At 71.5% G+C, this 23,584-nt stretch carries 22 protein-coding genes and 2 tRNA genes; 8 read left to right on the top strand and 16 right to left on the bottom strand.

Going from position 1 to position 23,584, the window contains the following annotated elements; genetic code table 11:
• Positions 1 to 8 precede the first annotated feature (8 nt).
• The 4 genes from ABME01_RS10700 to orn all read right to left on the bottom strand — a co-directional run bounded on the left by ABME01_RS10700 (position 9) and on the right by orn (position 2,413).
• Positions 9 to 1,259 (bottom strand): D-alanyl-D-alanine carboxypeptidase family protein, encoded by a 1,251-nt coding sequence (locus ABME01_RS10700; RefSeq protein WP_353828386.1) that lies wholly within the window; start codon positions 1,257 to 1,259, stop codon positions 9 to 11.
• A gap of 25 nt (positions 1,260 to 1,284) precedes the next feature.
• The gene (locus ABME01_RS10695; protein WP_353828385.1) at positions 1,285 to 1,632 is read right to left on the bottom strand and encodes a metallopeptidase family protein; all 348 of its coding nucleotides are present in this window, start codon (positions 1,630 to 1,632) and stop codon (positions 1,285 to 1,287) included.
• Between the two features lie 23 nt (positions 1,633 to 1,655).
• Positions 1,656 to 1,731, bottom strand: a tRNA-His gene (locus ABME01_RS10690).
• 40 nt (positions 1,732 to 1,771) lie between these two features.
• On the bottom strand, positions 1,772 to 2,413 hold the full coding sequence (gene orn, locus ABME01_RS10685) for an oligoribonuclease (protein ID WP_353828384.1): 642 nt from the start codon (positions 2,411 to 2,413) through the stop codon (positions 1,772 to 1,774).
• Positions 2,414 to 2,511: 98 nt separating this feature from the next.
• Between orn and ABME01_RS10680 the strand changes: the two genes are divergently transcribed.
• Positions 2,512 to 2,584, top strand: a tRNA-Arg gene (locus ABME01_RS10680).
• On the opposite strand, the gene ABME01_RS10675 is transcribed toward ABME01_RS10680, so the two are convergent.
• Together ABME01_RS10675 and ABME01_RS10670 are read right to left on the bottom strand one after the other, a co-directional pair.
• A complete protein-coding gene (locus ABME01_RS10675) occupies positions 2,546 to 3,727 on the bottom strand; it encodes a cation:proton antiporter (RefSeq protein WP_353828414.1) in 1,182 nt (393 codons plus the stop codon). The two genes, ABME01_RS10680 and ABME01_RS10675, sit on opposite strands and share 39 nt — an antisense overlap.
• A gap of 107 nt (positions 3,728 to 3,834) precedes the next feature.
• On the bottom strand, positions 3,835 to 5,127 hold the full coding sequence (locus ABME01_RS10670; RefSeq protein WP_353828383.1) for an ATP-binding protein: 1,293 nt from the start codon (positions 5,125 to 5,127) through the stop codon (positions 3,835 to 3,837).
• Positions 5,128 to 5,276: 149 nt separating this feature from the next.
• Here ABME01_RS10670 and nadE point away from each other — a divergent pair, with 149 nt between their 5' ends.
• A complete protein-coding gene (gene nadE / locus ABME01_RS10665) occupies positions 5,277 to 6,101 on the top strand; it encodes an NAD(+) synthase (protein WP_353828382.1) in 825 nt (274 codons plus the stop codon).
• A 72-nt stretch (positions 6,102 to 6,173) separates the two neighbouring features.
• On the opposite strand, the gene ABME01_RS10660 is transcribed toward nadE, so the two are convergent.
• Together ABME01_RS10660 and ABME01_RS10655 are read right to left on the bottom strand one after the other, a co-directional pair.
• Entirely contained in the window at positions 6,174 to 6,851 is a 678-nt protein-coding gene (locus ABME01_RS10660) for a hypothetical protein (protein ID WP_353828381.1), read from the bottom strand.
• A gap of 59 nt (positions 6,852 to 6,910) precedes the next feature.
• Entirely contained in the window at positions 6,911 to 7,918 is a 1,008-nt protein-coding gene (locus ABME01_RS10655; protein ID WP_353828380.1) for an aldo/keto reductase, read from the bottom strand.
• A gap of 20 nt (positions 7,919 to 7,938) precedes the next feature.
• Between ABME01_RS10655 and msrA the strand changes: the two genes are divergently transcribed.
• From msrA to ABME01_RS10635, 4 genes are all read left to right on the top strand, one after another.
• Positions 7,939 to 8,463, top strand: a complete 525-nt coding sequence (gene msrA, locus ABME01_RS10650) for a peptide-methionine (S)-S-oxide reductase MsrA (protein WP_353828413.1) — start codon at positions 7,939 to 7,941, stop codon at positions 8,461 to 8,463.
• 177 nt (positions 8,464 to 8,640) lie between these two features.
• Positions 8,641 to 9,228, top strand: coding sequence for a single-stranded DNA-binding protein (gene ssb, locus ABME01_RS10645; RefSeq protein ID WP_353828379.1), 588 nt, complete (start codon positions 8,641 to 8,643; stop codon positions 9,226 to 9,228).
• A gap of 184 nt (positions 9,229 to 9,412) precedes the next feature.
• Positions 9,413 to 11,095, top strand: a complete 1,683-nt coding sequence (ettA, locus tag ABME01_RS10640; protein ID WP_353828378.1) for an energy-dependent translational throttle protein EttA — start codon at positions 9,413 to 9,415, stop codon at positions 11,093 to 11,095.
• 4 nt (positions 11,096 to 11,099) lie between these two features.
• Positions 11,100 to 11,579, top strand: coding sequence for an acyl-CoA thioesterase (locus ABME01_RS10635; protein ID WP_353828377.1), 480 nt, complete (start codon positions 11,100 to 11,102; stop codon positions 11,577 to 11,579).
• 9 nt (positions 11,580 to 11,588) lie between these two features.
• Here ABME01_RS10635 and ABME01_RS10630 read toward each other — a convergent pair whose 3' ends face one another.
• The 3 genes from ABME01_RS10630 to ABME01_RS10620 form a co-directional block, all read right to left on the bottom strand.
• Positions 11,589 to 12,137: a hypothetical protein gene (locus ABME01_RS10630; RefSeq protein ID WP_353828376.1), complete on the bottom strand. Its 549-nt coding sequence runs from the start codon at positions 12,135 to 12,137 to the stop codon at positions 11,589 to 11,591.
• The gene (locus ABME01_RS10625) at positions 12,134 to 12,604 is read right to left on the bottom strand and encodes a QcrA and Rieske domain-containing protein (RefSeq protein ID WP_353828374.1); all 471 of its coding nucleotides are present in this window, start codon (positions 12,602 to 12,604) and stop codon (positions 12,134 to 12,136) included. The genes ABME01_RS10630 and ABME01_RS10625 overlap by 4 nt, the downstream gene beginning before the upstream one ends.
• 125 nt (positions 12,605 to 12,729) lie before the next feature.
• Complete coding sequence (locus tag ABME01_RS10620; protein WP_353828373.1) at positions 12,730 to 13,611, bottom strand: acyl-CoA thioesterase; 882 nt, start codon at positions 13,609 to 13,611, stop codon at positions 12,730 to 12,732.
• Between the two features lie 98 nt (positions 13,612 to 13,709).
• Here ABME01_RS10620 and ABME01_RS10615 point away from each other — a divergent pair, with 98 nt between their 5' ends.
• A complete protein-coding gene (locus ABME01_RS10615) occupies positions 13,710 to 14,390 on the top strand; it encodes a DUF8185 domain-containing protein (protein WP_353828371.1) in 681 nt (226 codons plus the stop codon).
• A 13-nt stretch (positions 14,391 to 14,403) separates the two neighbouring features.
• Here ABME01_RS10615 and ABME01_RS10610 read toward each other — a convergent pair whose 3' ends face one another.
• From ABME01_RS10610 to pepN (ABME01_RS10590), 5 genes are all read right to left on the bottom strand, one after another.
• Positions 14,404 to 16,080, bottom strand: a complete 1,677-nt coding sequence (locus ABME01_RS10610) for an FAD-binding dehydrogenase (RefSeq protein ID WP_353828370.1) — start codon at positions 16,078 to 16,080, stop codon at positions 14,404 to 14,406.
• A gap of 54 nt (positions 16,081 to 16,134) precedes the next feature.
• On the bottom strand, positions 16,135 to 16,518 hold the full coding sequence (locus ABME01_RS10605; RefSeq protein ID WP_353828412.1) for a globin: 384 nt from the start codon (positions 16,516 to 16,518) through the stop codon (positions 16,135 to 16,137).
• A gap of 14 nt (positions 16,519 to 16,532) precedes the next feature.
• Complete coding sequence (locus ABME01_RS10600) at positions 16,533 to 17,711, bottom strand: mechanosensitive ion channel family protein (RefSeq protein WP_353828369.1); 1,179 nt, start codon at positions 17,709 to 17,711, stop codon at positions 16,533 to 16,535.
• Positions 17,712 to 17,826: 115 nt separating this feature from the next.
• A complete protein-coding gene (gene pepN / locus ABME01_RS10595) occupies positions 17,827 to 20,379 on the bottom strand; it encodes an aminopeptidase N (protein WP_353828368.1) in 2,553 nt (850 codons plus the stop codon).
• A complete protein-coding gene (gene pepN / locus ABME01_RS10590) occupies positions 20,379 to 22,931 on the bottom strand; it encodes an aminopeptidase N (protein ID WP_353828367.1) in 2,553 nt (850 codons plus the stop codon). The genes pepN (ABME01_RS10595) and pepN (ABME01_RS10590) overlap by 1 nt, the downstream gene beginning before the upstream one ends.
• A 123-nt stretch (positions 22,932 to 23,054) precedes the next feature.
• Here pepN (ABME01_RS10590) and ABME01_RS10585 point away from each other — a divergent pair, with 123 nt between their 5' ends.
• Positions 23,055 to 23,582: a ribose-5-phosphate isomerase gene (locus tag ABME01_RS10585; RefSeq protein WP_353828366.1), complete on the top strand. Its 528-nt coding sequence runs from the start codon at positions 23,055 to 23,057 to the stop codon at positions 23,580 to 23,582.
• The last annotated feature ends 2 nt before the right edge of the window (positions 23,583 to 23,584 follow it).

Below are 23,584 nucleotides of genomic sequence, written 5' to 3'. Positions count from 1 at the left end.
CCGTCGGGTCAGGCCTCCGGGTCGAGGAAGGCCCCGACCAGCTGACCGGGGTGGGTGAGTCGCCAGAGCGGCCCGGGGTCGGCGATGGCGCGGTCCAGTTCGAGGAACGAGGTCACCTCGCGCTCACCCACCTGCACCGTCACGGTCCCGACCGACCGCCCGGCGGGCGACGTGCTGAAGGGCTCGACGTCGACCACGGCGTCTCCGACGGACGCCCCGGCGGCATCGCCGCTGCGGCCGGCCGAGGCCACGAGGTCGGCCCGGTCGCCCCACGCGGCGCGCACCTGGCCGTAGACGGCGCCCTGTGCGATGACCTCGGTCGCCGTGGACGCGGCCGCCATGCCCTCGACGGCGGTGAGCACGGCGGCGTCCAGCGTCTCGTAGTCGTCGACCCCGGTCATGGCGCCGACCATCGTCATCCGGCCGTCGGCGGTCGTCACGTCGCTGGCCCAGACGAAGGTGATCAGGGCCTCGTCGGTGTAGCTCCGGCTGATCGCGCGGATGCCGTCGTCCGCGAGGTGTGCGACGACATCGGGTACGCGGCGGTCGTCGGTGGGCGTGGACGACCCGGACTCGCCCTCGAGCATCGTCGCGAGTTCCGGGTTCGCCAGCACGAGGGCGGCGAGCCGCGTGAGCTCGGCGGCGGTGCCGACGTTGTCGCCGGAGAGGCCCGTCGTGTCGGCGACGCGCGTCTCCGTGAAGCCCTGCTCCTCGAGCCAGGCGTTCGCGCGCGCGACGTAGGCGTCGAGGCTGCCGAACGCCCATCGCGCGAGGGTGTCGGCGTGGTTGTTGCTCGAGGCGGTGAGCACGGCCCGCACGACGTCGCGCTCGCTCCACGAGTCGCCGGGTGAGACCTGCAGCGTGCGCGATCCCTCCTCGGAGTAGCGCAGGTAGTCGGTGAAGTCCTCGGCACCGATCCGGATCTTCGGTCCGTCCTCGCCCGGCTCGAGCGGCAGGCCGTCGAGTACCGCGAGCACGGTGACCAGCTTGGCGGCGCCGCCGATCGGCCCGGTCTCATCGTCCGCGGAGCTGGCGACCGGTCGCAGCGAGCCGTCGTCGGCGAGCAGCGCGACCGCGGACGCGTCATCCGCCGGGAGGGCGACCGCCGTGGACGCGGGCGCGGCGGCCGGCGCGGTCGCGGCGTCGACCGTGACGGAGGGGAGCGGTCCGAGCAGCATCGCCGGCGTGTACACGCCGATGCCGAGGATCGCGACGGTGCCCAGGGCGATGCCGAGCACGCGAGCAGGGGAGGGGCTCATGGCGATCAGGCTAGCGCGAGCGGGCTCAGGCCCAGCCGAGCTCGTGCAGCCGGTCGTCGTCGATTCCGTAGAAATGCGCGATCTCGTGCACGAGCGTGACGTGTATCTCGTCTCGCAGCTCGTCCTCGGTCTCGGCGACGGCCAGCAACGGTTCCCGGTACAGGATGATGCGATCGGGCATCTCCCCGAAGCCGTACCGGTCCCGCTCGGTCAGCGAGACGCCCTCGTAGAGTCCGAGCAGGTCGAGCGAGCCGTCCTCGGGTCGGTCCTCGACGACGAACACGACGTTCTCGAGGCCCTCGACCATGTCATCGGGGAGGTCGTCGAGCTCATCGACCACGAGCTGCTCGAAGGCCTCGGCGTCGAGTTCCACGGCGGCTCCGATCTGGAGGCGATTGGGGTGAGTAACGGGGCTTGAACCCGCGACCTCCTGGACCACAACCAGGCGCTCTACCGACTGAGCTATACCCACCATGCGCACGCTCGGCTTCGCGAGCGGCAACCCTACGAGATTACACCACGTTGGAGGTGCTCGATGACACGTCGGCCGACGACATGAGGATCTCGGCGGCGATCGCCTGCAGCTCCTGGCTCGTCGGTCCGGGATCGGCGACGAAGACCGCTCGCCGGTAGTACTGCAGCTCGCGGATGGACTCGAGGATGTCGGCGAGGGCACGATGCCCGCCGTCCTTCGCCGGCGCATTGAAGTACGCTCGCGGGAACCAGCGCTTGGCCAGCTCCTTGATCGACGACACGTCGACGTTGCGGTAGTGCAGGTGCGCGTCGAGCCGCGGCATGAATCGTGAGATGAAGGCGCGGTCGGTGCCGATCGAGTTGCCGGCGAGCGGTGCGCGCTGCTCCTCGGGCACGTGCCGGAGGACGTACTCGAGCACCTGGTACTCGGCGTCGGCCACCGAGACGCCGTTCGGGATCTCCTCGATGAGGCCGGACTGCGTGTGCATGGTGCGCACGAACTCGCTCATCGACTCGAGCGCGCTCGCGTCGGGCTTGATCACGATGTCGAGCCCGGCATCGACCGGCTCGAGGTCGTAGTCGGTGATCACGACCGCGATCTCCACGAGTTCGTCGACCTCGAGGTCGAGCCCGGTCATCTCGCAGTCGATCCAGACCAGTCGGTCGCTCGCTGAAGCCATGCCGCGAGTCTAGTCGCGGGGCCCGACGGCGGTCGGCGCCGCTCCGCCGCGCGAGGCGCGGGAGCCCGCGGGGCCCTGCGGTATCGTGGAGGCGATCGGCCCTCGTAGCTCAGCGGATAGAGCAGGAGCCTTCTAATCTCTTGGTCGCAGGTTCGATTCCTGCCGAGGGCGCCGGGAGCTGCCGCGATCGAGTGCGAGCGCGGTCAGCGGGTAGACCATCAGCGAGAGCAGGCCCGCGCCGACGAGCGCCGAGGCGGTGCCGGAGTCCATGTCGCCGCCCTCCACGCCGATCGTGGTGACCGCGACGATGATCGGCAGGCCGGTCGCGGCCATCAGCCCGGTCGCCGCGCGTTGCCGCACGGGCATGCCGCGCGGGACGAAGAGCGCCGACGGCACGCCGCGGACGAGGATGAGCAGCACGGCGAACAGGGGCAGCAGGGCGAGCGTGCCCGCATCGGAGACGAGCGAATCGAGATCGAACGTGACCCCCGTGTAGATGAAGAACACCGGGATGAACACGCCGAACCCGATGCCGTCGAGCTTGACCTCGATCGCGCGACGGTCCGGCTCCGGCGCCCCCACGAGCAGGAGCCGGGCGATCACGCCGGCGGCGAAGGCCCCGAGGAGCATGTCGAGGTCGAGCACGATCGAGAGCCCGACGAGCGCGAGGAGCACGAGGATCACGAGCCGGATGGCGAACTGCCCGCTGGTGTGCAGGGTGGAGCGGATGACGCCGTGCAGTCGCCGGCCGTCGCCGCGGGACGCCCGCCAGATCGCCACGCCCGTGACGACCGAGAAGCCGACCAGGAGCAGGGCCTCGTGCAGGGCGCCGCGGCCGGACAGGAACAGCGAGATCGCGATGAGTGGGAGGAACTCGCCGGCGGCGCCGATCGCGAGCACCGAGATGCCGAAGGGCGTGCGCAACTGGCCGGCGTCGCGCAGGATCGGCAGCAGCGCACCGAGCGCGGTCGAGGTGAGCGCGATCCCGATGAAGACCGCGCCGGCGTCCGGGTCGAGGAGCCAGCCGATCGCGAGGCCCAGCGGCACGGCCACCGCCCACCCCGCCACGGCGCGCCAGATCGGCCGTCCGCGGATCGCCTCGAAGTCGATCTCCTGGCCGGCCAGGAAGAAGAGCATCGCCAGCCCGAAGTCGGCGATGAGCTCGATGAACGCGTCGGTCCGGATCCAGCCGAGCACCGCCGGGCCGAGGACGATCCCCAGCAGGATCTCGAAGATGACGACGGGGATCGCGATCCATCGGCCGGCCGCGCGCGTGAGGAGCGGAGCGAACGCCGCGACCGCCGGGATCAGCACCAGTGTGGGTACGTCGACGTGCACGCGGAGCCCCCTTCGTACGTGGGCATGCTAGCCCACGGTGCCGCCCGAGCCGGGATGCCGACCCGGCGCCGCATCCGGCCGTCTCACACGCGGGCGAGCGCGTCGATGTCCTCGAGGAAGGCCGCCGTGGTCTCCGGCGAGACAGTCGTGCGCGTTCCGGCGACGGCCTCGAGGTAGTGCTCGGTGCTCGGCCCGGCGGCATCCGCCGCACCACTGCCGTCGCCGCCTTCGAGGGCAGCCTCGAACGCGCGCTGCGACGCGCTGCGTGCGGCGAACTCGATGTCGGCGGGCGAGAAGCCGGCGGTCCGTTCGACGAGCCGCGGCAGGTCGACGGAGTCGCCGACGGCCTCGGGGATGTAGCGCCGCCAGATGGCCAGGCGCGCCGCCTCGTCCGGCAGGCCGATCGGGATGATGTAGTCGAACCGGCCGTGTCGGAGGAAGGCGCTGTCGAGCGCGCGGATGAAGTTGGTGGCGCAGATCAGGAGCCTGCCGGACTGCTCCCGGAAGGCGGGGATGATCTTGAGCAGTTCGTTCGTCACGCCCTGCAGCGGCGACGGCGGCTCTCCGGAGCGCTGCGCGGCGATCTCCTCGACCTCGTCGATGAACACGACGGCGTGCTCGAGCTCGGCGATCTTCAGGAAGGTCTCGCGCAGCGCCGCCGCGAGCCCGCTGGGCTCCGCGGCCAGCCGGGAGGGGAAGACCTCGACGAAGGACCACTCGAGCCGCGAGGCGATGGCCTTCGCGAACGTCGTCTTGCCGGTTCCGGGCGGCCCGAACAGCACGACGGCGCGTGGCGGCACGACGCCGAAGCGCTCCGCGAGGTCGGGTTCGGCGAGCGGCATGACGAGGCGCTGCTCGAGGATCTCCTTCTCCCGGCGCATGCCCGCGACCGCCTCCCAGAGGTCGCGGGGCATCAGGCGGCCGCCGAGTTCGGCGAGCGAGCTCAGTTCCTCGCGCTGCACGGGGATCCGGCGCTCGAAGTAGTGCAGGTTCTGCTTCAGCTCGAACCCCTGGTCGTGGAAGGCGTGCACCCGGGTCTCGGACTCCGGCATCAGCGCCGACAGCTTCGCGAGTCCGAGCGGCTCCATCTTCTTCTCGATCCCGGCGAGCAGGGCCGCTCCGACCCCGCGTCCGCGCCAGGCGATCGAGGTGGCGAGGAACACGATCCACCCCTGATTGTGCGCCGCGCGCCCGACGACGGCGCCGACGACCTCCTCGCCGTGGACGGCGAGCATCGCGTGGTCCTTCTCGAGCGAGGCGAGCACCTCGCTCAACCCGTACACGGGCTCGACCGGGGGAGCGGTCACCTCCTCCCACAGGTGCAGGAACGCCTCGAGGTCGTCGCGATGGAATTCGCGGATCCGCCATGCCGTCATCGCGCTGCGCCCCCTCGGTACCCGGACGCGGACCCGGTCCGCGACGGGCCCGTCACCGCACCGGCCCGCGTGCCGAGCGTATCGCGGCGCCTCCGCCGCCACGGCGGCCGCGTCATCCGGTCGTCACATGCGTGCCGTAGGGTCATGGCATGCGCGACCTCCAGGCCCGGATCATCGAAGCACTCCACGTGGAACCCGTGATCGATCCCGGCGAGCAGGTGCGTCGTCGGATCGGCTTCCTGAAGGAGTACCTGACCAGGTCGGGCGCGAAGGGGCTCGTCCTCGGCATCAGCGGCGGACAGGACTCGAGCCTCGCGGGCCGGCTGTGCCAGCTCGCGGTCGAGGAGCTCGCCGCCGAGGGCCGGCCCACCCGGTTCATCGCGGTCCGCCTGCCGTACGGCGTGCAGCACGACGCCGACGACGCCGAGCTCGCGCTCGCCTTCATCCGCCCTGCCGAAACGGTCGAGTTCAACATCAAGCGAGGGGTCGACGGCCTCGCAGCGGAGTTCGAGGCCGCCGTGGGCGAACCGATCAGCGACTTCGCGAAGGGCAACTCGAAGGCGCGCATGCGGATGGTCGCGCAGTACGCACTCGCTGGCGACGATGGACTCCTGGTCGTCGGCACCGACCACGCCGCGGAGGCCGTGACCGGGTTCTTCACGAAGTTCGGAGACGGCGGCGCCGACCTGCTGCCGCTCTCGGGGCTCACCAAGCGGCAGGGCCGGGCCCTGCTCGAGCACCTGGGGGCCCCCGAGCACCTCTCCCTCAAGACGCCGACGGCCGACCTCCTCGACCACGATCCGGGCCAGGCCGACGAGGCCAACCTCGGGTTGACCTATCGCGATATCGACGACTTCCTCGAGGGCCGCGAGATCGAAGCGGAGGTGGCGGAGAAGATCGAGGCGCGCTACCTGCAGACCCGTCACAAGCGCGCCGAGCCCGTCACCATGTTCGACGACTGGTGGCGGGACTGAGCGTTCGTCGCTGATCGGAGCGCGGGTCGGCCGGGACCCCGACGGCTGCTCCTGACGACCCGCAGGGGGTCGTCAGTCGCGCTGCGCGACCGGCCGCCGGTCGGTGTCCGCGTCGGCGAGTTCCGCGTCGGATTCCGCGACGTCCACCGGCTGGGTGGACTGGTCCTCGACGAGGGGCTCGTCCGCATAGCGCTCGTGGTGCTGCTCGGCGACCCAGGTGTCCTGGTCCGTCACGATCGCCTGCTGCGGCTCGTCCCGCTGCACGCGCCACCGATCGAGGTCGTTGCGGAAGTCGCGGCGGGTGCGGGACGGATGGCGCTGCCATTCGAGCATCCGGTCGCGGAACTCGACGACGGCGGGATCGAGCTGGTAGCCGAACGTCGCCGAGGCGCGCTTGAGCTCGTGGAGCTGGTGCGCGGCCCAGTCGGCCGCGATGTCGGCGCCACGGATCGGCAGCAGGCGCACCTGCATGTCGGCCTGGCCGACCGCGCGATCGGCCAGCACCTGCTCCTGCGGGGTCAGCGAGTTCCACACCGACGCCTCGGTCGCGGCGTCCACGAGCGCCGCGACGGCCGCGTTGCGCAGCTCGCGGTCGCGCTGGCGGATCAGCCCGCGGATCGCGGCGCGCGCGATCCACGCCGCGAGCAGGCCCGCGACGAGGACGGCGGCGAAGAGCACCGCGGCCGTGAACAGCACCGGACGGGTGTCCGCCGCGAGGAGCCAGTCGACGAGGTCATTCCACCACTGCATGTGCGAAGGCTAGCGCCGTCGAGCCCCGTCTCGTGCCATCCGACCCGGCGTGGCCGCGCTCATCCGAGCGCGGTGCCGTGCGCCGCGTGGGGCTCGATCGCCGCGATCTCGTCGTCGGTGAGCGGTGCCGCGTCCAACGCGGCGACGTTCTGCTCCAGCTGGGCGACGCTCGACGCGCCGATGAGCGCGCTGGCGACCTGCGGGACGCGCAGCACCCACGACAGCGCGAGCTGCGCGAGGGTCTGGCCGCGCGCCTCGGCGATCGCATCGAGCGCGCGAGCGCGCTCGAGGTACGCCTCGCTGATCCGCTCGGCGGGCAGGAACTGGCTCGTGGCGGCGCGCGAGCCGGCGGGCACCTCGCCCGAGAGGTAGCGGTCGGTGAGCAGGCCCTGTGCGAGCGGCGAGAAGACGATCGCCGACGCGCCGACCTCGTCCAGCACCGGGAACAGGCCGTCCTCGATGTGCCGGTCGAACATCGAGTAGCGGGGCTGGTGGATCGTCAGCGGCACGCCCTCCGCCGCGAGCGCCTCGGCGGCGGCGGCGGTCTGCTCGGGCGAGTAGTTGGAGACGCCGACGTAGAGCGCCTTGCCCTGCCGGACGGCGTGCGCGAGCGCGCCCATGGTCTCCTCGATCGGAGTCTCGGGGTCGGGTCGGTGCGAGTAGAACACGTCGACGTAGTCGAGGCCGAGGCGCGAGAGGCTCTGGTCGAGCGACGCGAGCACGTACTTGCGCGAGCCCCACTCGCCGTACGGTCCCTCCCACATGTGGTAGCCCGCCTTCGACGAGACGATCAGCTCGTCGCGATAGGGCAGCAGGTCGGTGCCGAGCAGGCGCCCGAAGTTCTCCTCGGCGCTGCCGGCGGGCGGACCGTAGTTGTTCGCGAGGTCGAAGTGCGTGATGCCGAGGTCGAACGCGCGGCGGACGATCGCGCGCTGCGTGTCGAGGGGGCGGTCGTGCCCGAAGTTGTGCCAGAGGCCCAGCGAGAGCTCGGGGAGCCTGAGCCCGCTCCTGCCGATCCTGGGGTACGTCATCCGGTCGTAACGTTCGGGGGAGGCGACGTAGGTCATGCCGGTAGCCTATGGCCGTGATCGAACGCTTCGTCCTCGCCGGGGGCTGCTTCTGGTGCCTGGATGCCGTGTACCGCACCCTTCGCGGCGTCGCCGACGTGGTCTCGGGCTACACCGGCGGCGCCCTGCCGAACCCGTCCTACGAGCTGGTCTGCACGGGTGCGACCGGCCATGCCGAGGCGGTCGCCGTCGAGTTCGATCCCGACGTGATCCCGCGCGAGGTGATCCTCGACGTCTTCTTCACGCTGCACGATCCGACGCAGCTGGACCGGCAGGGCGCCGACGTCGGCACGCAGTACCGATCGGCGATGTTCTTCGACGGCGACGAGCAGCGCGGGCGGTTCGAGGCGGCGCGCGAGCGCGCCGCCGAGTGGTGGCCCGGCGAGGTCGTGACCACGATCGAGCCGCTCGGCGAGTTCTTCCGCGCCGAGGAGTACCACCAGGACTTCTTCGCCAAGAACCCCGGCCAGGGCTACTGCATGGCCGTCGCGCTGCCGAAGGTACGCAAGATCCGCCGCTCCTACGCGGACTACATCGTCGCCTGACCCCTCCTCACCAGGCGAGGCGCAGCACTCGGCCCGCACCGGCTCGTCCCCGCCCGCCCGTCGGGAACGCGACGGGCGCACGCTGTGTGCAGCGGCATCCGGGGTCGTTCCGGCACGAGGGCCCCGGATGCCGCGAGCCGCCGACTCGCGGCGGCGACGAGCCCTGAGGAGCACACCATGACCGATCACGTGACCGTCGTCGGCGTCGTCGGGAACGACCCCCGGCACAACGTCACCGCGACCGGACTGCCTATCACGAACTTCCGACTCGCCTCCACCCGGCGCTACTTCGACCGCGAGACGGGCAGCTGGGCCGACGGCGAGACCAACTGGTACACCGTCGCCTCGTTCCGCCAGCTCGCGCTGAATGCCGCCCGCTCGCTGCGCAAGGGCGAGCGCGTCGTGGTGCACGGCCGGCTCCGGGTGCGCGCGTGGGAGACCGGCGAGCGGTCCGGCACGGCGATCGAGATCGATGCGGATGCGATCGGCCACGACCTCTCATGGGGCGTCGCGGTCTACTCCAAGACCACCGGTTCGAAGCTCGTCGACGCGGGAGGGGCCGACGAGGCCTCCGCGGGAGCGGCGTCGAGTGACGGCGGCTCGGCGTCCGACACGGCGGCGAGCGCGTGGGACGGGGCCGACGGATGGCCGACGGGCATCGACGGCGACGGGTCGACCGGCATCGACCTCGAGCCCGCGTCGAACGGAGCGGAGGCGGCCGCGCGCGAGCCCGAGGAGGTCGATCGCGAATCGCTCCCGGCCTGAGCCGGCGGCGCGGTCCTGCGGCGGGCCCGCGCGTTCGCGGCGATCGACTCGGCGTCGCCGGGCGAGGGCCACGCGGCGCCGCGTCGTCGTCGTCCGACCGGGTCGGGCCCCGCTCGGCGGTCGAGTGGCGGCGGGGCCGCTAGGCTGGTGGGCTGAACCGCGCACTCCAGACGTGAGGAATCCAGTGGCTGACTACATTTACTCGATGGTCCGCGCCCGCAAGGCGGTCGGTGACAAGGTGATCCTCGACGACGTCACGATGGCGTTCCTCCCGGGCGCCAAGATCGGCGTCGTCGGCCCGAACGGCGCCGGCAAGTCGACGATCCTCAAGATCATGGCCGGACTCGACCAGCCCTCCAACGGCGAGGCGCGGCTCACGCCCGGGTACACGGTCGGCATCCTCATGCAGGAGCCCGAGCTCGACGAGTCGAAGTCGGTGCTCGAGAACGTCCAGGAGGGCGTCGGCCCGATCAAGGCGAAGATCGATCGGTTCAACGAGATCTCCGCCCAGATGGCCGACCCGGATGCCGACTTCGACACGCTGCTCGCCGAGATGGGCACGCTGCAGGAGGAGATCGACGCCGCCGACGCGTGGGACCTCGACTCGCAGCTCGAGCAGGCGATGGACGCGCTGCGGTGCCCGCCGAGCGACACGCCGGTCTCGGTGCTCTCCGGCGGTGAGAAGCGCCGCGTCGCGCTCTGCAAGCTCCTGCTGCAGAAGCCCGACCTCCTGCTGCTCGACGAGCCGACGAACCACCTCGACGCCGAGAGCGTGCTGTGGCTCGAGCAGCACCTCGCCAAGTACGCCGGCGCCGTGCTCGCCGTCACCCACGACCGGTACTTCCTCGACCATGTCGCCGAGTGGATCTGCGAGGTCGACCGGGGGCGCCTGTACCCGTACGAGGGCAACTACTCCACGTACCTCGAGAAGAAGGCCGAGCGGCTCCAGGTCCAGGGCAAGAAGGACGCCAAGCTCCAGAAGCGCCTGAAGGACGAGCTCGAGTGGGTGCGCTCGAACGCCAAGGGCCGCCAGGCCAAGTCGAAGGCCCGCCTCGCGCGGTACGAGGAGATGGCCGCCGAGGCGGAGCGCACGCGGAAGCTCGACTTCGAGGAGATCCAGATCCCCGCCGGTCCGCGCCTCGGCGACATCGTGCTCGAGGCCAAGAAGCTCGAGAAGGGCTTCGGCGACCGCATGCTCATCGACGGGCTCAGCTTCTCGCTGCCGCGCAACGGCATCGTCGGCATCATCGGGCCGAACGGCGTCGGCAAGACCACGCTCTTCAAGAGCATCGTCGGCTTCGAGCCGCTCGACGGCGGCGACCTGAAGATCGGCGAGACGGTCAAGATCTCGTACGTCGACCAGTCGCGCACCGGCATCGACCCGAACAAGACCCTCTGGGAGGTCGTGTCCGACGGGCTCGACTACATCCAGGTCGGCAAGACCGAGGTGCCGAGCCGCGCCTACGTGTCGACGTTCGGCTTCAAGGGCCCGGACCAGCAGAAGCGCGCGGGAGTCCTGTCCGGCGGCGAGCGCAACCGACTGAACCTCGCGCTCACGCTCAAGCAGGGCGGCAACCTGCTGCTGCTCGACGAGCCGACGAACGACCTCGACGTCGAGACGCTGTCGAGCCTCGAGAACGCGCTGCTCGAGTTCCCGGGGTGCGCCGTGGTCATCACCCACGACCGGTGGTTCCTCGACCGCATCGCCACGCACATCCTCGCGTACGAGGGCACCGACGAGAGTCCCGCCGACTGGTACTGGTTCGAAGGCAACTTCGAGGCGTACGAGGCCAACAAGGTCGAGCGGCTCGGACCGGATGCCGCCAAGCCCCACCGCTCCACCTACCGCAAGCTCACGAGGGACTGACGCCATGCGCCTGCACGTGCCGACGCCCCTCCGCTGGAGCGACCTGGACGCGTACGGCCACGTGAACAACGCCCGGATGCTGAGCCTGCTCGAGGAGGCTCGCATCCAGGCGTTCTGGGTGAACGAGGACGGCACCGCCGAGCACGCCGTGGGGGCTTCCACCGCGGTCCTCGACGCGACGCCCGGCTCGGCGACGTTGACGCTCATCGCGCGGCAGGAGGTCGAGTACCTGGCCCCGATCCCGTACCAGCGACTCCCGCTCGACATCGAGCTGTGGATCGGCCGGATGGGCGGCGCGAGCCTCGACGTCTGCTACGAGGTCCACTCGCCCGCGGGGGCGACGCCGCGAACGCTGTACACGCGCGCCGCGACGACCATCGTGCTCGTCGACGCCGCGACGGAGCGTCCGCGTCGGATCACCGACGCGGAGCGCGAGGCGTGGGAGCCGTTCCTCGGCGAACCCATCGCCTTCCGCCGGAGCTGATCCCCACGGTCAGCGGCCGTCGAGGGGATCGTCGCTGAACGATCCCTCCCACACCGCCCGGCTGCCGGCCTCGCCGACGCGGATCGTCGTCCAGATCGCGCCGACGCCGACGCCGACGGACGCGACGACGAGGAGCACGGCGATCGCCGTGCGCCACCCGCCGCGTCGGGCGGCCGTGCGTTCCTGCGACGTCCCGTCATCCCTCGGCGCGGGCGTCCGACGCTCCGCGATCGCGACGCCGGCGACGAGTGCGGCGAGGGCGACGAGTCCGACCACCCAGGGCGTGACGTCCTCGCCCTGTTCCGCGTGCTGCGTGATGAGAGGCGCCTCCGGCACGCGCGAGAGCAGCCATTCGCCGGCCTCCACGGTCGCGAACGTGAGGATGAGGACGAGCACGGCGGCGATGAGCACGGGCAGCCAGAGCACGCGCCGCGCCGACGGCCAGGCGGCGAGCACGATGAGCAGCACCGCGAGCAGCGGCACGCCCACGACCACGACGTGGACGAGCAGGATGTGCAGCGGGAGCCCGGCGACCTGGAGGTCGAGGAGGTCGCTCATCCGGCGATCACGCGGTCGCCGTCGACCGTGACCGGCACCGAGGGCAGTGGCTCGAGCGCCGGCCCCTGCTCGACCGCGCCCGTGGCGGCGTCGAAGATCGATCCGTGGCACGGGCACTCGAACGCGGAACCGGCGGCGGCGACCTGGCAGCCCTGGTGGGTGCAGATCGCGCTGAACGCGACGACCTCGCCTGCCGCGGGCTGGGAGAGCAGGACCGGCTTCCCGTCGATGGTGGCGCCGATGCTCCCGCCCACCGGGATGTCGGACAGTGCCGCGATCTCCTGACCCGAGGCGCCGTCGCCCGAACCGGCGTCGCCGGATCCCGACGCGTCGGTGGACGTCCCGGACGACCCGTCCCCCGAGTCGGCGGCCGGGGCGCATCCGGTCAGGATGAGGGCGCCGGCCGCGACGCCGCCGCTGCCGAGTGCGAGCGCCGTGCGGCGCGAGAGTTCACGTGCGTCGTCCATGTGGTGCCTCCTCGTCGGACCGCGTGGCGCGGCGTGGTGCCATTCTGCGGCAGGTCGGCCACCGTTTCCCGGCACTCGCCGGGATCGTCCAGAATCGCGCCGGCGACGATCCGGCGCTCAGCGACTCAGCCCGAGGTCGGACGCCCGGGCACGCGCACCATGCCCTCCTGGGCGACGCTCGCGACGAGCATGCCGTCGCGCGTGTAGATCCTGCCGAGGGAGAGCCCACGACCGCCGCTCGCCGACGGCGAGTCCATCGTGAACAGCAGCCACTCGTCGACCCTGGCATCGCGGTGCCACCACATCGCGTGGTCCAGGCTCGCGACCTTGAGCCCGGGGGTCGCCCAGGCTACGCCGTGCGCGCGCAGCACCGGCTCGAGGATCGAGTAGTCGCTCGCGTAGGCGAGCGCGGCCCGGTGCAGCCGGGGGTCGTCGGGGAGTCGTCCGTACGCGCGCATCCAGACGGCCTGCTTCGGCACCCGCTCGCCCTCGACGCTGAGGTAGACGGGCGACGGGATGTGCCGCACGTCGAATGCGCGCTCGCTCGACCAGTACCGGGCCACGTCGTGATCGAGGTGGCCGAGGACGTCGGCCGTGGAGGGCAGGCCCTCGGGGTCGGGCAGGTCGTCCGGCATCTCGAGCTGGTGCTCGAGGCCGGCGTCCTCCGTCTGGAACGAGGCGATGAGCGAGAGGATGGGTTCGCCGTGCTGGAACGCCTGCGTGCGGCGCGTCGAGAAGGATCGGCCGTCGTGGATGCGGTCGACCGAGAAGGTGATCGGGTGCTCGACGTCACCGGGGCGGAGGAAGTAGCCGTGCATGGAGTGCAGCGGCCGGTCGTCGGGCACCGTGTTCGTCGCCGCGATGATCGACTGCGCGAGGACCTGCCCGCCGAACACCCGTCCGAGCGGCATCCACTGCGACGGACCCGTGAAGATGTCCTCCGTGGTGCGCGCCTCGGTGTCCGTGAGCTGCAGGGTGCTCAACAGGCCGTCGATCGATCCGCTCATCGTTCCTCCGTCCGGATGCGTCGCCGCACGTCGCCCCGGTCGCCGGCGGGCGCACGGCGAGCGGGGCCGCGGCGCTCCCTCGGTAGTCTAGACAGGCCATGGTCCAGCAATTCACGCTTGCCGACAGCCTGTCGCTCGGCGATCTGCACACCTACCTCCAGCGCGCCGCGCGGGTCGAGGACGGTTCGGTGCGCCTCGTCGCGGCGAACGGCATCCTCGCCGTGTACACCGCCATCCTGTACCCGCGGGGCATCCTCGACGAGAGTCCCACGGTGCTGGGCCTGCGGACGTTCCAGTTGTTCGAGACCGACGACTTCGACGTCGTCGTCCCGATGCGCTCCGTGGTCGAGCGCATCGTGCGGGCTCGCGGCGAGCTCGGGGAGGACGACGAGTCGCGGCCGGTGACGATGACGCGGCCGCCCGAGGTCAACACCGTGACGTGGGCCGGGATCTCGCCGCCGAGGGGCGGATGGCGCCCGCTCGGCGAGACCGATTCGCCGACGCTCGAACGCGCCGCGCGGGCCGGCATCGACGAGGTGGCCGAGACCATCCCGGAGGGCACGGGCGAGCAGCTCGTGCAGCGTGTCCGGGCCGAGATCTGGGGCCGCGGGATCGACGACCTCGAGTACGTGCCCGCGGGCGCCGCGTTCGCGGCGTTCAGCCTCGGATTCCTCGGCGACGACCCGACCTCGATCTTCGAGACCGGTCCCTGGACGCGCCTGAGCTCGCGACGCGGTCACGTGCTCGTGCGCCGCAAGGCCTGGTCCCTCAAGGGATAGCGGCCGCGCCGTCTCACCCGGCGGCGATCGCGCGCCCGGCGGAGCGTCCCGTGAAGAGGCAGCCCCCGAGGAACGTGCCCTCGAGCGCGCGGTATCCGTGCACGCCGCCCCCGCCGAAACCCGCCGCTTCGCCGATCGCGTAGAGGCCGGGAACCGGGGCGCCGTCGGCGCCGAGTGCGCGCGAGTCGAGGTCGGTCTGGATGCCGCCGAGGCTCTTGCGCGTGAGGATGTGCAGCTTCACCGCGATCAGCGGCCCTGCCTTCGGGTCGAGCATGCGGTGCGGCGGCGCCACGCGGATCAGCTTGTCGCCGCGGTAGTTCCGGGCGCCGCGGACCGCCGTGAGCTGCAGGTCCTTCGAGAACTCGTGGTCGACCTCGCGGTCGCGCGCGATCACCTCGCGTTCGACGTTGTCGGCGTCGAGGATCCCGTCGGGGGAGAGGCGGCGCATGCCGTCGAGCAGCTCGGGCAGCGTGTCGGCGACCACGAAGTCGGCGCCGCGCTCCTTGAACGCCTCGACGGGTCCCGGCGCCCCCGACCCGAGGCGCTCGGCGAGCAATCGGAGGTCCTTGTTCGTCAGGTCGGGGTTCTGCTCGCTGCCGGAGAGCGCGAACTCCTTCTCGATGATGCGCTGGGTGAGCACGAACCAGGAGTGGTCGTGGCCGGTCCGCATGAGGTGCTCGAAGGTGCCGAGCGTGTCGAAGCCCGGGAAGAGGGGCGCCGGCAGTCGCTTCCCGGTCGCGTCGAACCACAGCGACGACGGGCCGGGGAGGATCCGGATGCCGTGCGACGGCCACACCGGGTCCCAGTTCGTGATGCCCTCGGTGTAGTGCCACATGCGATCGCCGTTCACCAGGCGCGCGCCCGACGCCTCGGCGATGCCGAGCATGCGCCCGTCGACGTGTGCGGGCACGCCCGAGAGCATGTGCGCGGGCGGGGTGCCGTGCCGTTCGGGCCATGCCTCCCGCACGAGGTCGTGGTTGCCGCCGATCCCGCCCGAGGCGACGACGACGGCGCCCGCGCGGAGCTCGAACTCGCCGACGACCTCCCGGTTGGATGCGACGCCGCGTTCCGCGTCGTCCGGCGCGAGCCGAGCCCCGCGGACCCCGACGACCGCACCATCCTCGACGACGAACTCGTCGACCCGGTGCCGGAAGCGGAGGTCGACGAGCCCCGCAGCCTCGCCGGCGCGCACCCGCGCGACGAACGGCTCCAGCACGCCGGGGCCGGTGCCCCAGGTGATGTGGAATCGAGGCACCGAGTTGCCGTGCCCGATCGCCATGCCGTGCCCGCGCTCGGCCCAGCCCACCACGGGGAAGAACCTCAGGCCCTTGCCCCGGAGCCAGTCGCGCTTCTCACCGGCGGCGAACTCGAGGTACGCCTCGGCCCAGCGGCGGCCCCATTCGTCCTCGTCGCGATCGAAGCCCGCCGAGCCGAGCCAGTCCTGCCGTGCGAGCTCGAGCGAATCGTGCACGCCGAGGCGACGCTGTTCGGGCGAGTCGACCAGGAAGAGTCCGCCGAACGACCACCACGCCTGCCCGCCGAGGTTCGCCTCGGGCTCCTGGTCGACGATCGCGACACGTCGCCCGGCATCGACGAGCTCGGCGGCCGCGACGAGTCCGGAGAGGCCGCCGCCGACGATGACGGCGTCGAACTCCGTGCGCTCGTCGGCGCGGGGGGTCGGGTCGGCCACGGGGACTCCTTCGTCTCGGGCGGTGGGCATCCTCGGGGCGGATGCCGGGGCGGGTCAGTCCTCGAACGTGTTCACCATCGCGAACGCCGCTCGCTGGAGATAGTCCCACAGGGTGGTCTCGAGCACGGGCGGGAGGTCGAGCGTGTCGACCGCCGCGCGCATGTGCGCCAGCCAGCGGTCCCGGGCGTCGGGGTTGACCTTGAACGGCAGGTGGCGCATGCGCAGGCGCGGATGGCCGCGCTGCTCGCCGTACGTGGTGGGGCCGCCCCAGTACTGCTCGAGGAACATCAGCAGGCGCTCCTCGGCCGGCCCGAGGTCCTCCTCGGGGTACATCGGCTTCAGCACCGGGTCGCCCGCGACGCCGCGATAGAACTCGTGGACGAGGCGCGCGAAGGTGTCGTGCCCGCCGACCTGCTCGTAGAAGCTCGGCGAGGGCAGGCTGTCGGGCAGGGTCACGGGGTGTCCTCCGGGTTCTCGGTCTCGACGTCGGTGCGCTCGCCTGGCGCGGTCGCCGTCGCGGTGCCGGCGCTCGCGGTCGCGCCGGCGCCGCCGACGGTCGGCACGCTGCCGGTGCCGGTGACGGTCCGCGCGGCGCGCATGGCGCGCAGCAGGCGCTTGCTCGGCGGCTGCGGGACCACGGGACTGGGCTCGGTGCGCGGCGGCTTCGCGCCCTTGACGCGGGTCACGCCGTCGAAGCCAGACAGCACGACGCTCGACAGGCTCGGCAGCGTGAGGCCCATCTCGTCGGTCGTCGCCTTCAGCCGCACGCGCAGCTCGCGGGCGACGTCGTCCTTCGCGGAGGTGCGCACCTTCATGACGATCCGGATCACCATGGCATCGGCGGAGACCGACTCCAGTCCCCACACCTCCGGCTTCTCGAGGATGCGGGAGCGCCACCTGCCCGCCGCCGCCAGGTCCGTGGCGGTCGCCAGCATCCGCTGCTCGACCTCGTCGATGTCGGCGTCGTAGGGCACCGCCAGGTCGACGATGACCCGCGCCCATCCCTGCGACATGTTCCCGACCCGCGTGATCTCGCCGTTGCGAACGAACCACAGCGTGCCGTTGACGTCGCGGATGCTCGTGACCCGGATCCGGACCTCCTCGACGATGCCCGACGCGTGGCCGAGGTCGACGATGTCGCCGACGCCGAGCTGGTCCTCGACGACCATGAACATGCCGTTCAGGGCATCCTTCACGATGTTCTGCGCACCGAAGCCGAGGCCGGCGCCGATCGCGGCCGAGAGCAGCGTGAACGAGCCCAGGATGTCGGGAGCGAGCACCTGCACGACCAGCAGGACGACGACGATCGCGATCGTCACGTTCACGATGTTCGTGAGCACCGACCCGAGCGTGCGAGTGCGCTGCACGACGCGCACCGCGGCGAGCGGAGAGGCGGCGTTCAACGCCTGCGTGTCGGTCACCGACTGCTTGCGCTTGACGCCCGTGACGACCTGGTTGACCGTCCGGCGGATTACCACGTGGAGGATCCACCGCACGATGAGCGCCACCAGCACGATGATCGCGACCTGGATCACGTTGCCGAGCACCTGCCCGTACCAGGTCTGCCAGAACACGTCGAACTGGACCGAGATGTCGACCTGCTCGGGGTCGGGCTCGTCGAACGGTCGCATGATGATCGAAGTGTATCCGCGCCCGCCCGGGCGCGTGCTGGGCGGGTGGACGGCCCGAGGCCCGCCGCCGCTTCCGGGAGGAGCGAGCGACGGGCCTCGGCGGGATCGTCCGCGGTCAGGCGGTCGTCGCGTCGCGATCGCGTGCGGCGAGCGCTCGATCGAGTTCGCTGAGCTGCTCGGCCACGAGCCGGTGCAGCGGCGCCGGCTCATGGTGCGCCTCGAGCCAGCCGCGCACGTGGGACGCGAGCTCCGGGTCCACGACCGGGGCCGGGAAGAGCCGACGCACGATGAGCGACGCCATCGTGAAGCTCCGCTCCGCCCAGACCCGCTCGAGCAGGCCCAGGTAGTCCTCGGCGGTACCGGCGAGCAGCGCCGGGTCCACGGTCCGCTGCCATCCGTCGGCGATGGCCCGCGCGAGGTCGTTCGACAGCGTCGGGTCGGTCGCCACGCGCCGCCACGCGGCGTCCTTCGACGCCTGGTCGGGTCGCGCGGCTCGCGCGGTCTCGGCGAGCTGGCGGCCCTTGGCCGTGTCGTCGGCGGCGAGCGCCTCGTCGATCTCGTCGGCGGATGCCGCACCCAGCGCGGCGCGCGCGATCGTGATCTCCCAACGGAGGTCGAGGTCGACGTCGAGCCCGGGCAGGCGCGCGTCACCGGTGCGCAGCGCGTCGAGCACGTCGGCGTGGGCCGGCGCGCAGGCGAGTCGGGTGAACGCCTTGACGAACTGCAGCTGCGCATCGGAGCCCTCCGGTGCGAGCTCGGCGAGCGCCCAGACCGCGTCCGCCGCCTCCTCGGAGAGCACGTCGCGGTGGTGGTCCGCGAGGTAGCGGCTCGTCGCGAGCTCGAGCCGGGCGAGCGCGAGCGCGCGCGCGGCGGACTGCGTCTCGTGTCCGATGCACGAGACGACGAGCCGGACGAAGTCGCTCGCGGGCAGCTCCGCGTCGCGCACGGCGTCCCAGGCCGACCCGAGCACGACGGCGCGTGCGACCGGGTCGGCGATCTCGGACAGCCGCTCGCGGGCCGTGCGGAACGACGCGCGGTCGAGTCGGACCTTCGCGTAGGTGAGGTCGTCGTCGTTCACGAGCAGCAGCGCGGGGCGGGGCCGGCCGATGAGCTCGGGCACCTCGGTCTGCGCGCCGTGGACGTCGAGCTCGACGCGGTGCACTCGTTCGAGCCGGCCCTCGACGTCGTCGTAGGACCCGATGGCGACGCGGTGCGGGCGCAGCGTGGGATGGGACGCCGCCGCCGACTGCTCGACCCGGGCCGCCGTGATCAGGCCCGCGTCATCCGTCTCGACCTCGAGGCGAAGGGTGTTCACGCCCGCGGTCTCGAGCCACGCCGCCGACCAGTCGGCCAGCTCGCGGCCGCTCGCGGTCTCGAGCTCCGCGAGGAGGTCGGCGAGGGTCGCGTTGCCGCCGCCGTGGCGCGCGAGGTAGGCGCCGACGCCCTGCTGGAAGGATTCGAGCCCGACCCACGCCACGAGCTGCTTGAGCACGGAGGCGCCCTTGTCGTACGTGATCGCGTCGAAGTTCACCTCGACGTCGCCGATGTCGTCGATGACGGCGACGATCGGGTGGGTCGAGGGGAGCTGGTCCTGCTCGGCGGCGTGCGTCTTCTCATCGCTCGCGAACGTCGCCCATACGTCGGTGAACTCCGTGATGCGCGAGGTCGCGAGGGTCGACGCCCAGGTCGCGAACGACTCGTTCAGCCAGAGGTCGTTCCACCAGCGCATCGTCACCGAGTTGCCGAACCACATGTGGCTGAGCTCGTGCAGCACGACGATGGCGCGCTGCTCGCGGCGGGCGTCCGACACGCGAGAGCGGAACAGGTACCCCTCGTTGAACGTGACCGCGCCGACGTTCTCCATCGCACCCCAGTTGTACTCGGGTACGAAGATCTGGTCGTACTTGCCGTACGGGTAGGGAACCCCGAAGGCGTCCTCGTAGAACGCCAGCCCGTCGCGCACGAGCTCGAACATCACATCGGGTTCGGCGTGCTGCGCGAGCGACGCCCGGGTGAAGAGCCCGAGCGGCACCTCGCGCCCGTCGCGGCTCGACGCGGACGAACGCCACGACGCGTAGGGCCCGGCGATGATCGCGACGATGTAGCTGGAGATCACGGGTCCGGTCTCGAAGGCCCACATCGCGGTCCCGGACGCCGCGGGGTGCGGCTCGGGCGACGGCGCGTTGCTCAGCACGCTCCAGTGATCCGGCGCCGTGATCGTGAACCGCACCGACGCCTTGAGGTCGGGCTGGTCGAAGACGGCGTACACGCGGTTCGCCTCGGCGACGGCGAACTCCGTGTACAGGTACGCCTCGCCGTCGACCGGGTCGACGAAGCGGTGCAGTCCCTCCCCGGTGTTGGTGTACTCGCGGGTCGAGACCACGAGCAGCTCGTTCTCGGCCTCGAGGCCATCGAGTCGGATGCGGTAGCCGTCGGAGACGGACGCCACCTCGAGCGGTCGGCCGTTGAGGACCACCTCGTGCAGCTCCGCGGTCGTCGCCTCGATGAAGGTCGCGGCGCCCGGCGTCGCGGTGAAGCGCACCAGGGTGTCCGAGCGGAACCGGCCGTCCCCGCCGGTCAGGTCGAGCGTCACCTCGTACGCGGGGGAGCCGAGGAGCGCAGCGCGCTCCTCGGCCTCCGCCCGCGTGAGGTCCGGGCGACCCGACATCACGCGGCCTCGGCGTCGCGGGCCTGCGCCGCCAGCGCGCGATCCACGCCCGCGAGGGCCTCGACCACCAGCCGCCGCAGCGCCGCGGGCGCATCCGGGTTCGCGTCGAGCCACGCGCGCGACGCGTCCGCGAGCGCGCGGTTCGCGAGCGTCGACGGGTAGAGGCCCTCCACGAGCTTCTCGGCGATCATGAAGCTGCGCTCGCTCCACACGCGGCCGATCATGCCGAAGTAGCGGTCCACGTAGCCCTCGAGCAGCGCCGGGTCGGCCGCGCGCACGAAGCCGATAGCGGTGTCGCGCACGACCGAGTTCGTCGCGGTGTCGGTGTCGACGATCGACGCCCACGCGCGCTCCTTGGCGGCGGCCGTCGGGATCGCGGCACGTGCCTTGGCCGCGGCCTCGCGACCGGTGACCGTGTCGTCCTCGGCGAGGCGCGCGTCGATGTCGTCGTCGCCGGCCCGGCCGGCCGCGGCGAGCGCGATGAGCAGCTCCCAGCCCAGGTCGGTGTCGACGGCGAGCCCGTCGAGTGCGACGTCGCCCGCGTAGAGGCCCTGCAGGTCCTCCAGGCGCGAGCCGTGCTCGGCGATCGAGGCGAACGCCTTCACGAACTGGAACTGCGCGTCGCTGCCGGGTGCGGCCTGGCTCGCCAGCTCCCAGAAGCCGTCGGCGAGGCGGCGAAGCGCGTCGGCGCGGCGTGCCGGATCGGTGTACGCGCTCGCGGCGAGCACCGAGTTGGCGAGCACGATGCGCAGCGTCGTCGACTCGGTCTCGCTGGCGATGTTGCCGAGGACGAGCGCGAGGTAGTCGCTCGCCCGCGTCTCGGCGTCGCGCGTGGCATCCCACACCGAGCTCCAGACGAGGGCGCGCGCGAGGGGATCCTCGATCTCCGAGAGGTTCGCGAGGGCCACGCCGTGCGACGCGGCGTCGAGGCGGATCTTGGCGTAGGCCAGGTCCTCGTCGTTCAGCAGCACCAGGTCGGGCCGGTCGAGGCCGACCACTTCGGCCACGTCGGTGCGCTCGCCCGCGACGTCGAGCTCCACTCGGTGGTCGCGCACGAGCTTGCCGCCGGTGAGGTTGTAGAAGCCGATCGCGAGGCGGTGCGGGCGCAGCGTGGGGTACTCCTCGATGGCCGACTGGAGCACGGCGAACGAGGTGATCCGGCCGTCGTGGTCGGTCTCGATCTCGGGTCGCAGGGTGTTCACGCCCGCGGTCTCGAGCCAGAGCGCGCCCCAGTCCGAGAGGTCTCGCCCGCTGGAGGCCTCGAGCTCGACGAGCAGGTCTGCGAGCGTCGTGTTGCCGAAGGCGTGCTTCCGGAAGTACGCGGAGACGCCCGCGAAGAACTCGTCGACCCCGACCCACGCGACCAGCTGCTTCAGCACCGACCCGCCCTTGGCGTAGGTGATGCCGTCGAAGTTCACCTGCACGTCCTCGAGGTCGCGGATCTCCGCGACGATCGGGTGCGTCGAGGGGAGCTGGTCCTGGCGGTACGCCCAGCTCTTCTCCATCGCGTTGAAGGTCGTCCAGGCGCCCTCCCACTCGGTCGCCTCGGCGGTCGCGATCGTCGACGCCCATTCGGCGAACGACTCGTTCAGCCAGAGGTCGTTCCACCACTTCATGGTGACCAGGTCGCCGAACCACATGTGGGCGAGCTCGTGCAGGATCGTCACGACGCGCCGCTCCCGGATGGCGTCGGTCACCTTCGAGCGGAACACGTACACCTCGGTGAAGGTGACCGCGCCCGCGTTCTCCATCGCGCCCGCGTTGTACTCCGGCACGAAGAGCTGGTCGTACTTGGCGAAGGGGTAGGGCACGCCGAACTTGCGCTCGAAGTACTCGAAGCCCTGCTTGGTCTTCTCGAACACGTAGTCCGCGTCGAGGTACTCCGAGAGGCTCTTCCGGGCGAACACCCCGAGCGGGATGACGCGGCCGTCGGCGCTCGTGAGCTCGTCCCGCACGACGTCGTACGGTCCGGCGACCATCGCGGTGATGTAGCTCGAGATCCGCGGGGTCGGCTCGAACGCCCACGTCTTCGCGCCGTCGTGCGCGTCGACGGGGTCGGGCGTCGGCGAGTTCGACACCACCTGCCAGTGCGCCGGCGCGGTCACGGTGAAGCGGAAGGCGGCCTTCAGGTCGGGCTGCTCGAACACCGCGTACATGCGGCGCGAGTCGGGCACCTCGAACTGGGTGTACAGGTACACCTCGTCGTCGACCGGGTCCACGAAGCGGTGCAGGCCCTCGCCGGTGTGCATGTAGCGGCCATCGGAGACGACCGTGAGCTCGTTCTCGTCGTCGAGGTCGGGCAGCTGGATCCGCACGCCGTCGCTGACCTCGGCCGGGTCCAGCTCGCGACCGTTGAGCGTGATCGAGTGCACGGCCGCGGTGATCGCGTCGATGAAGGTCGACGCGCCCTTCCGGGCCGTGAAGCGGACCGTCGTCTCGGAGCGGAACACCTCCGGACCGGTCGTCACGTCCAGGCGGACGTCGTAGTCGTGCACCGTGACGAGCGCGGCGCGCTCCTCGGCCTCGATGCGGGTGAGGTTCTCTCCAGGCACTCAGGTCTCCATCTGCGTCGAACGGAAGCGTCGCACCGGCGTTCGTGGCGCGGCACAACCCGATCAGCCTAGTCGCGCGGCCTCCGAGACGGCAGGTCGATGACGTCTCCCTAGACTTGGCCCATGCGCATCCACATCGCGACCGATCACGCCGGCCTCGAGTTCAGCCGGACGCTGCAGGCGCACCTCGTCAACGGCGGCCACGAGGTCGTCGACCACGGCCCTGCGGACTACGACCCGGTCGACGACTACCCGGCCTTCTGCATCAACGCCGCGCTCGCCGTGGCCCGCGACCAGGCCGCGGGCGTCCGCACCCTCGGCGTCGTGTTCGGCGGCTCCGGCAACGGCGAGCAGATCGCCGCGAACAAGGTCGAGGGCATCCGCGCCGCGCTGGTGTGGAGCATGGACACGGCCCTGCTCGCCCGCCAGCACAACGACGCCAACGTCATCTCGATCGGCGCCCGCCAGCACACCGTCGAGGAGGCGATCCGCTACATCGACGCCTTCATCGCCGAGCCGTTCTCGGGTGACGAGCGCCACGTGCGCCGCATCGGCCAGCTCGCCGAGTACGAGCGCACCGGCGACATCGCGGGCAAGGGCGTCGACGTCGAGGGCTCGACGGGCCGCGTCGTCGAGGCGCCTGCGGAGTAGCG

Source organism: Agromyces litoreus, from assembly GCF_040496015.1.
GTDB classification, from domain to species: Bacteria; Actinomycetota; Actinomycetes; order Actinomycetales; family Microbacteriaceae; genus Agromyces; species Agromyces litoreus.
Note: the sequence above shows the minus strand (reverse complement) of the source record. Positions and strands in the feature narration are given on the sequence as shown.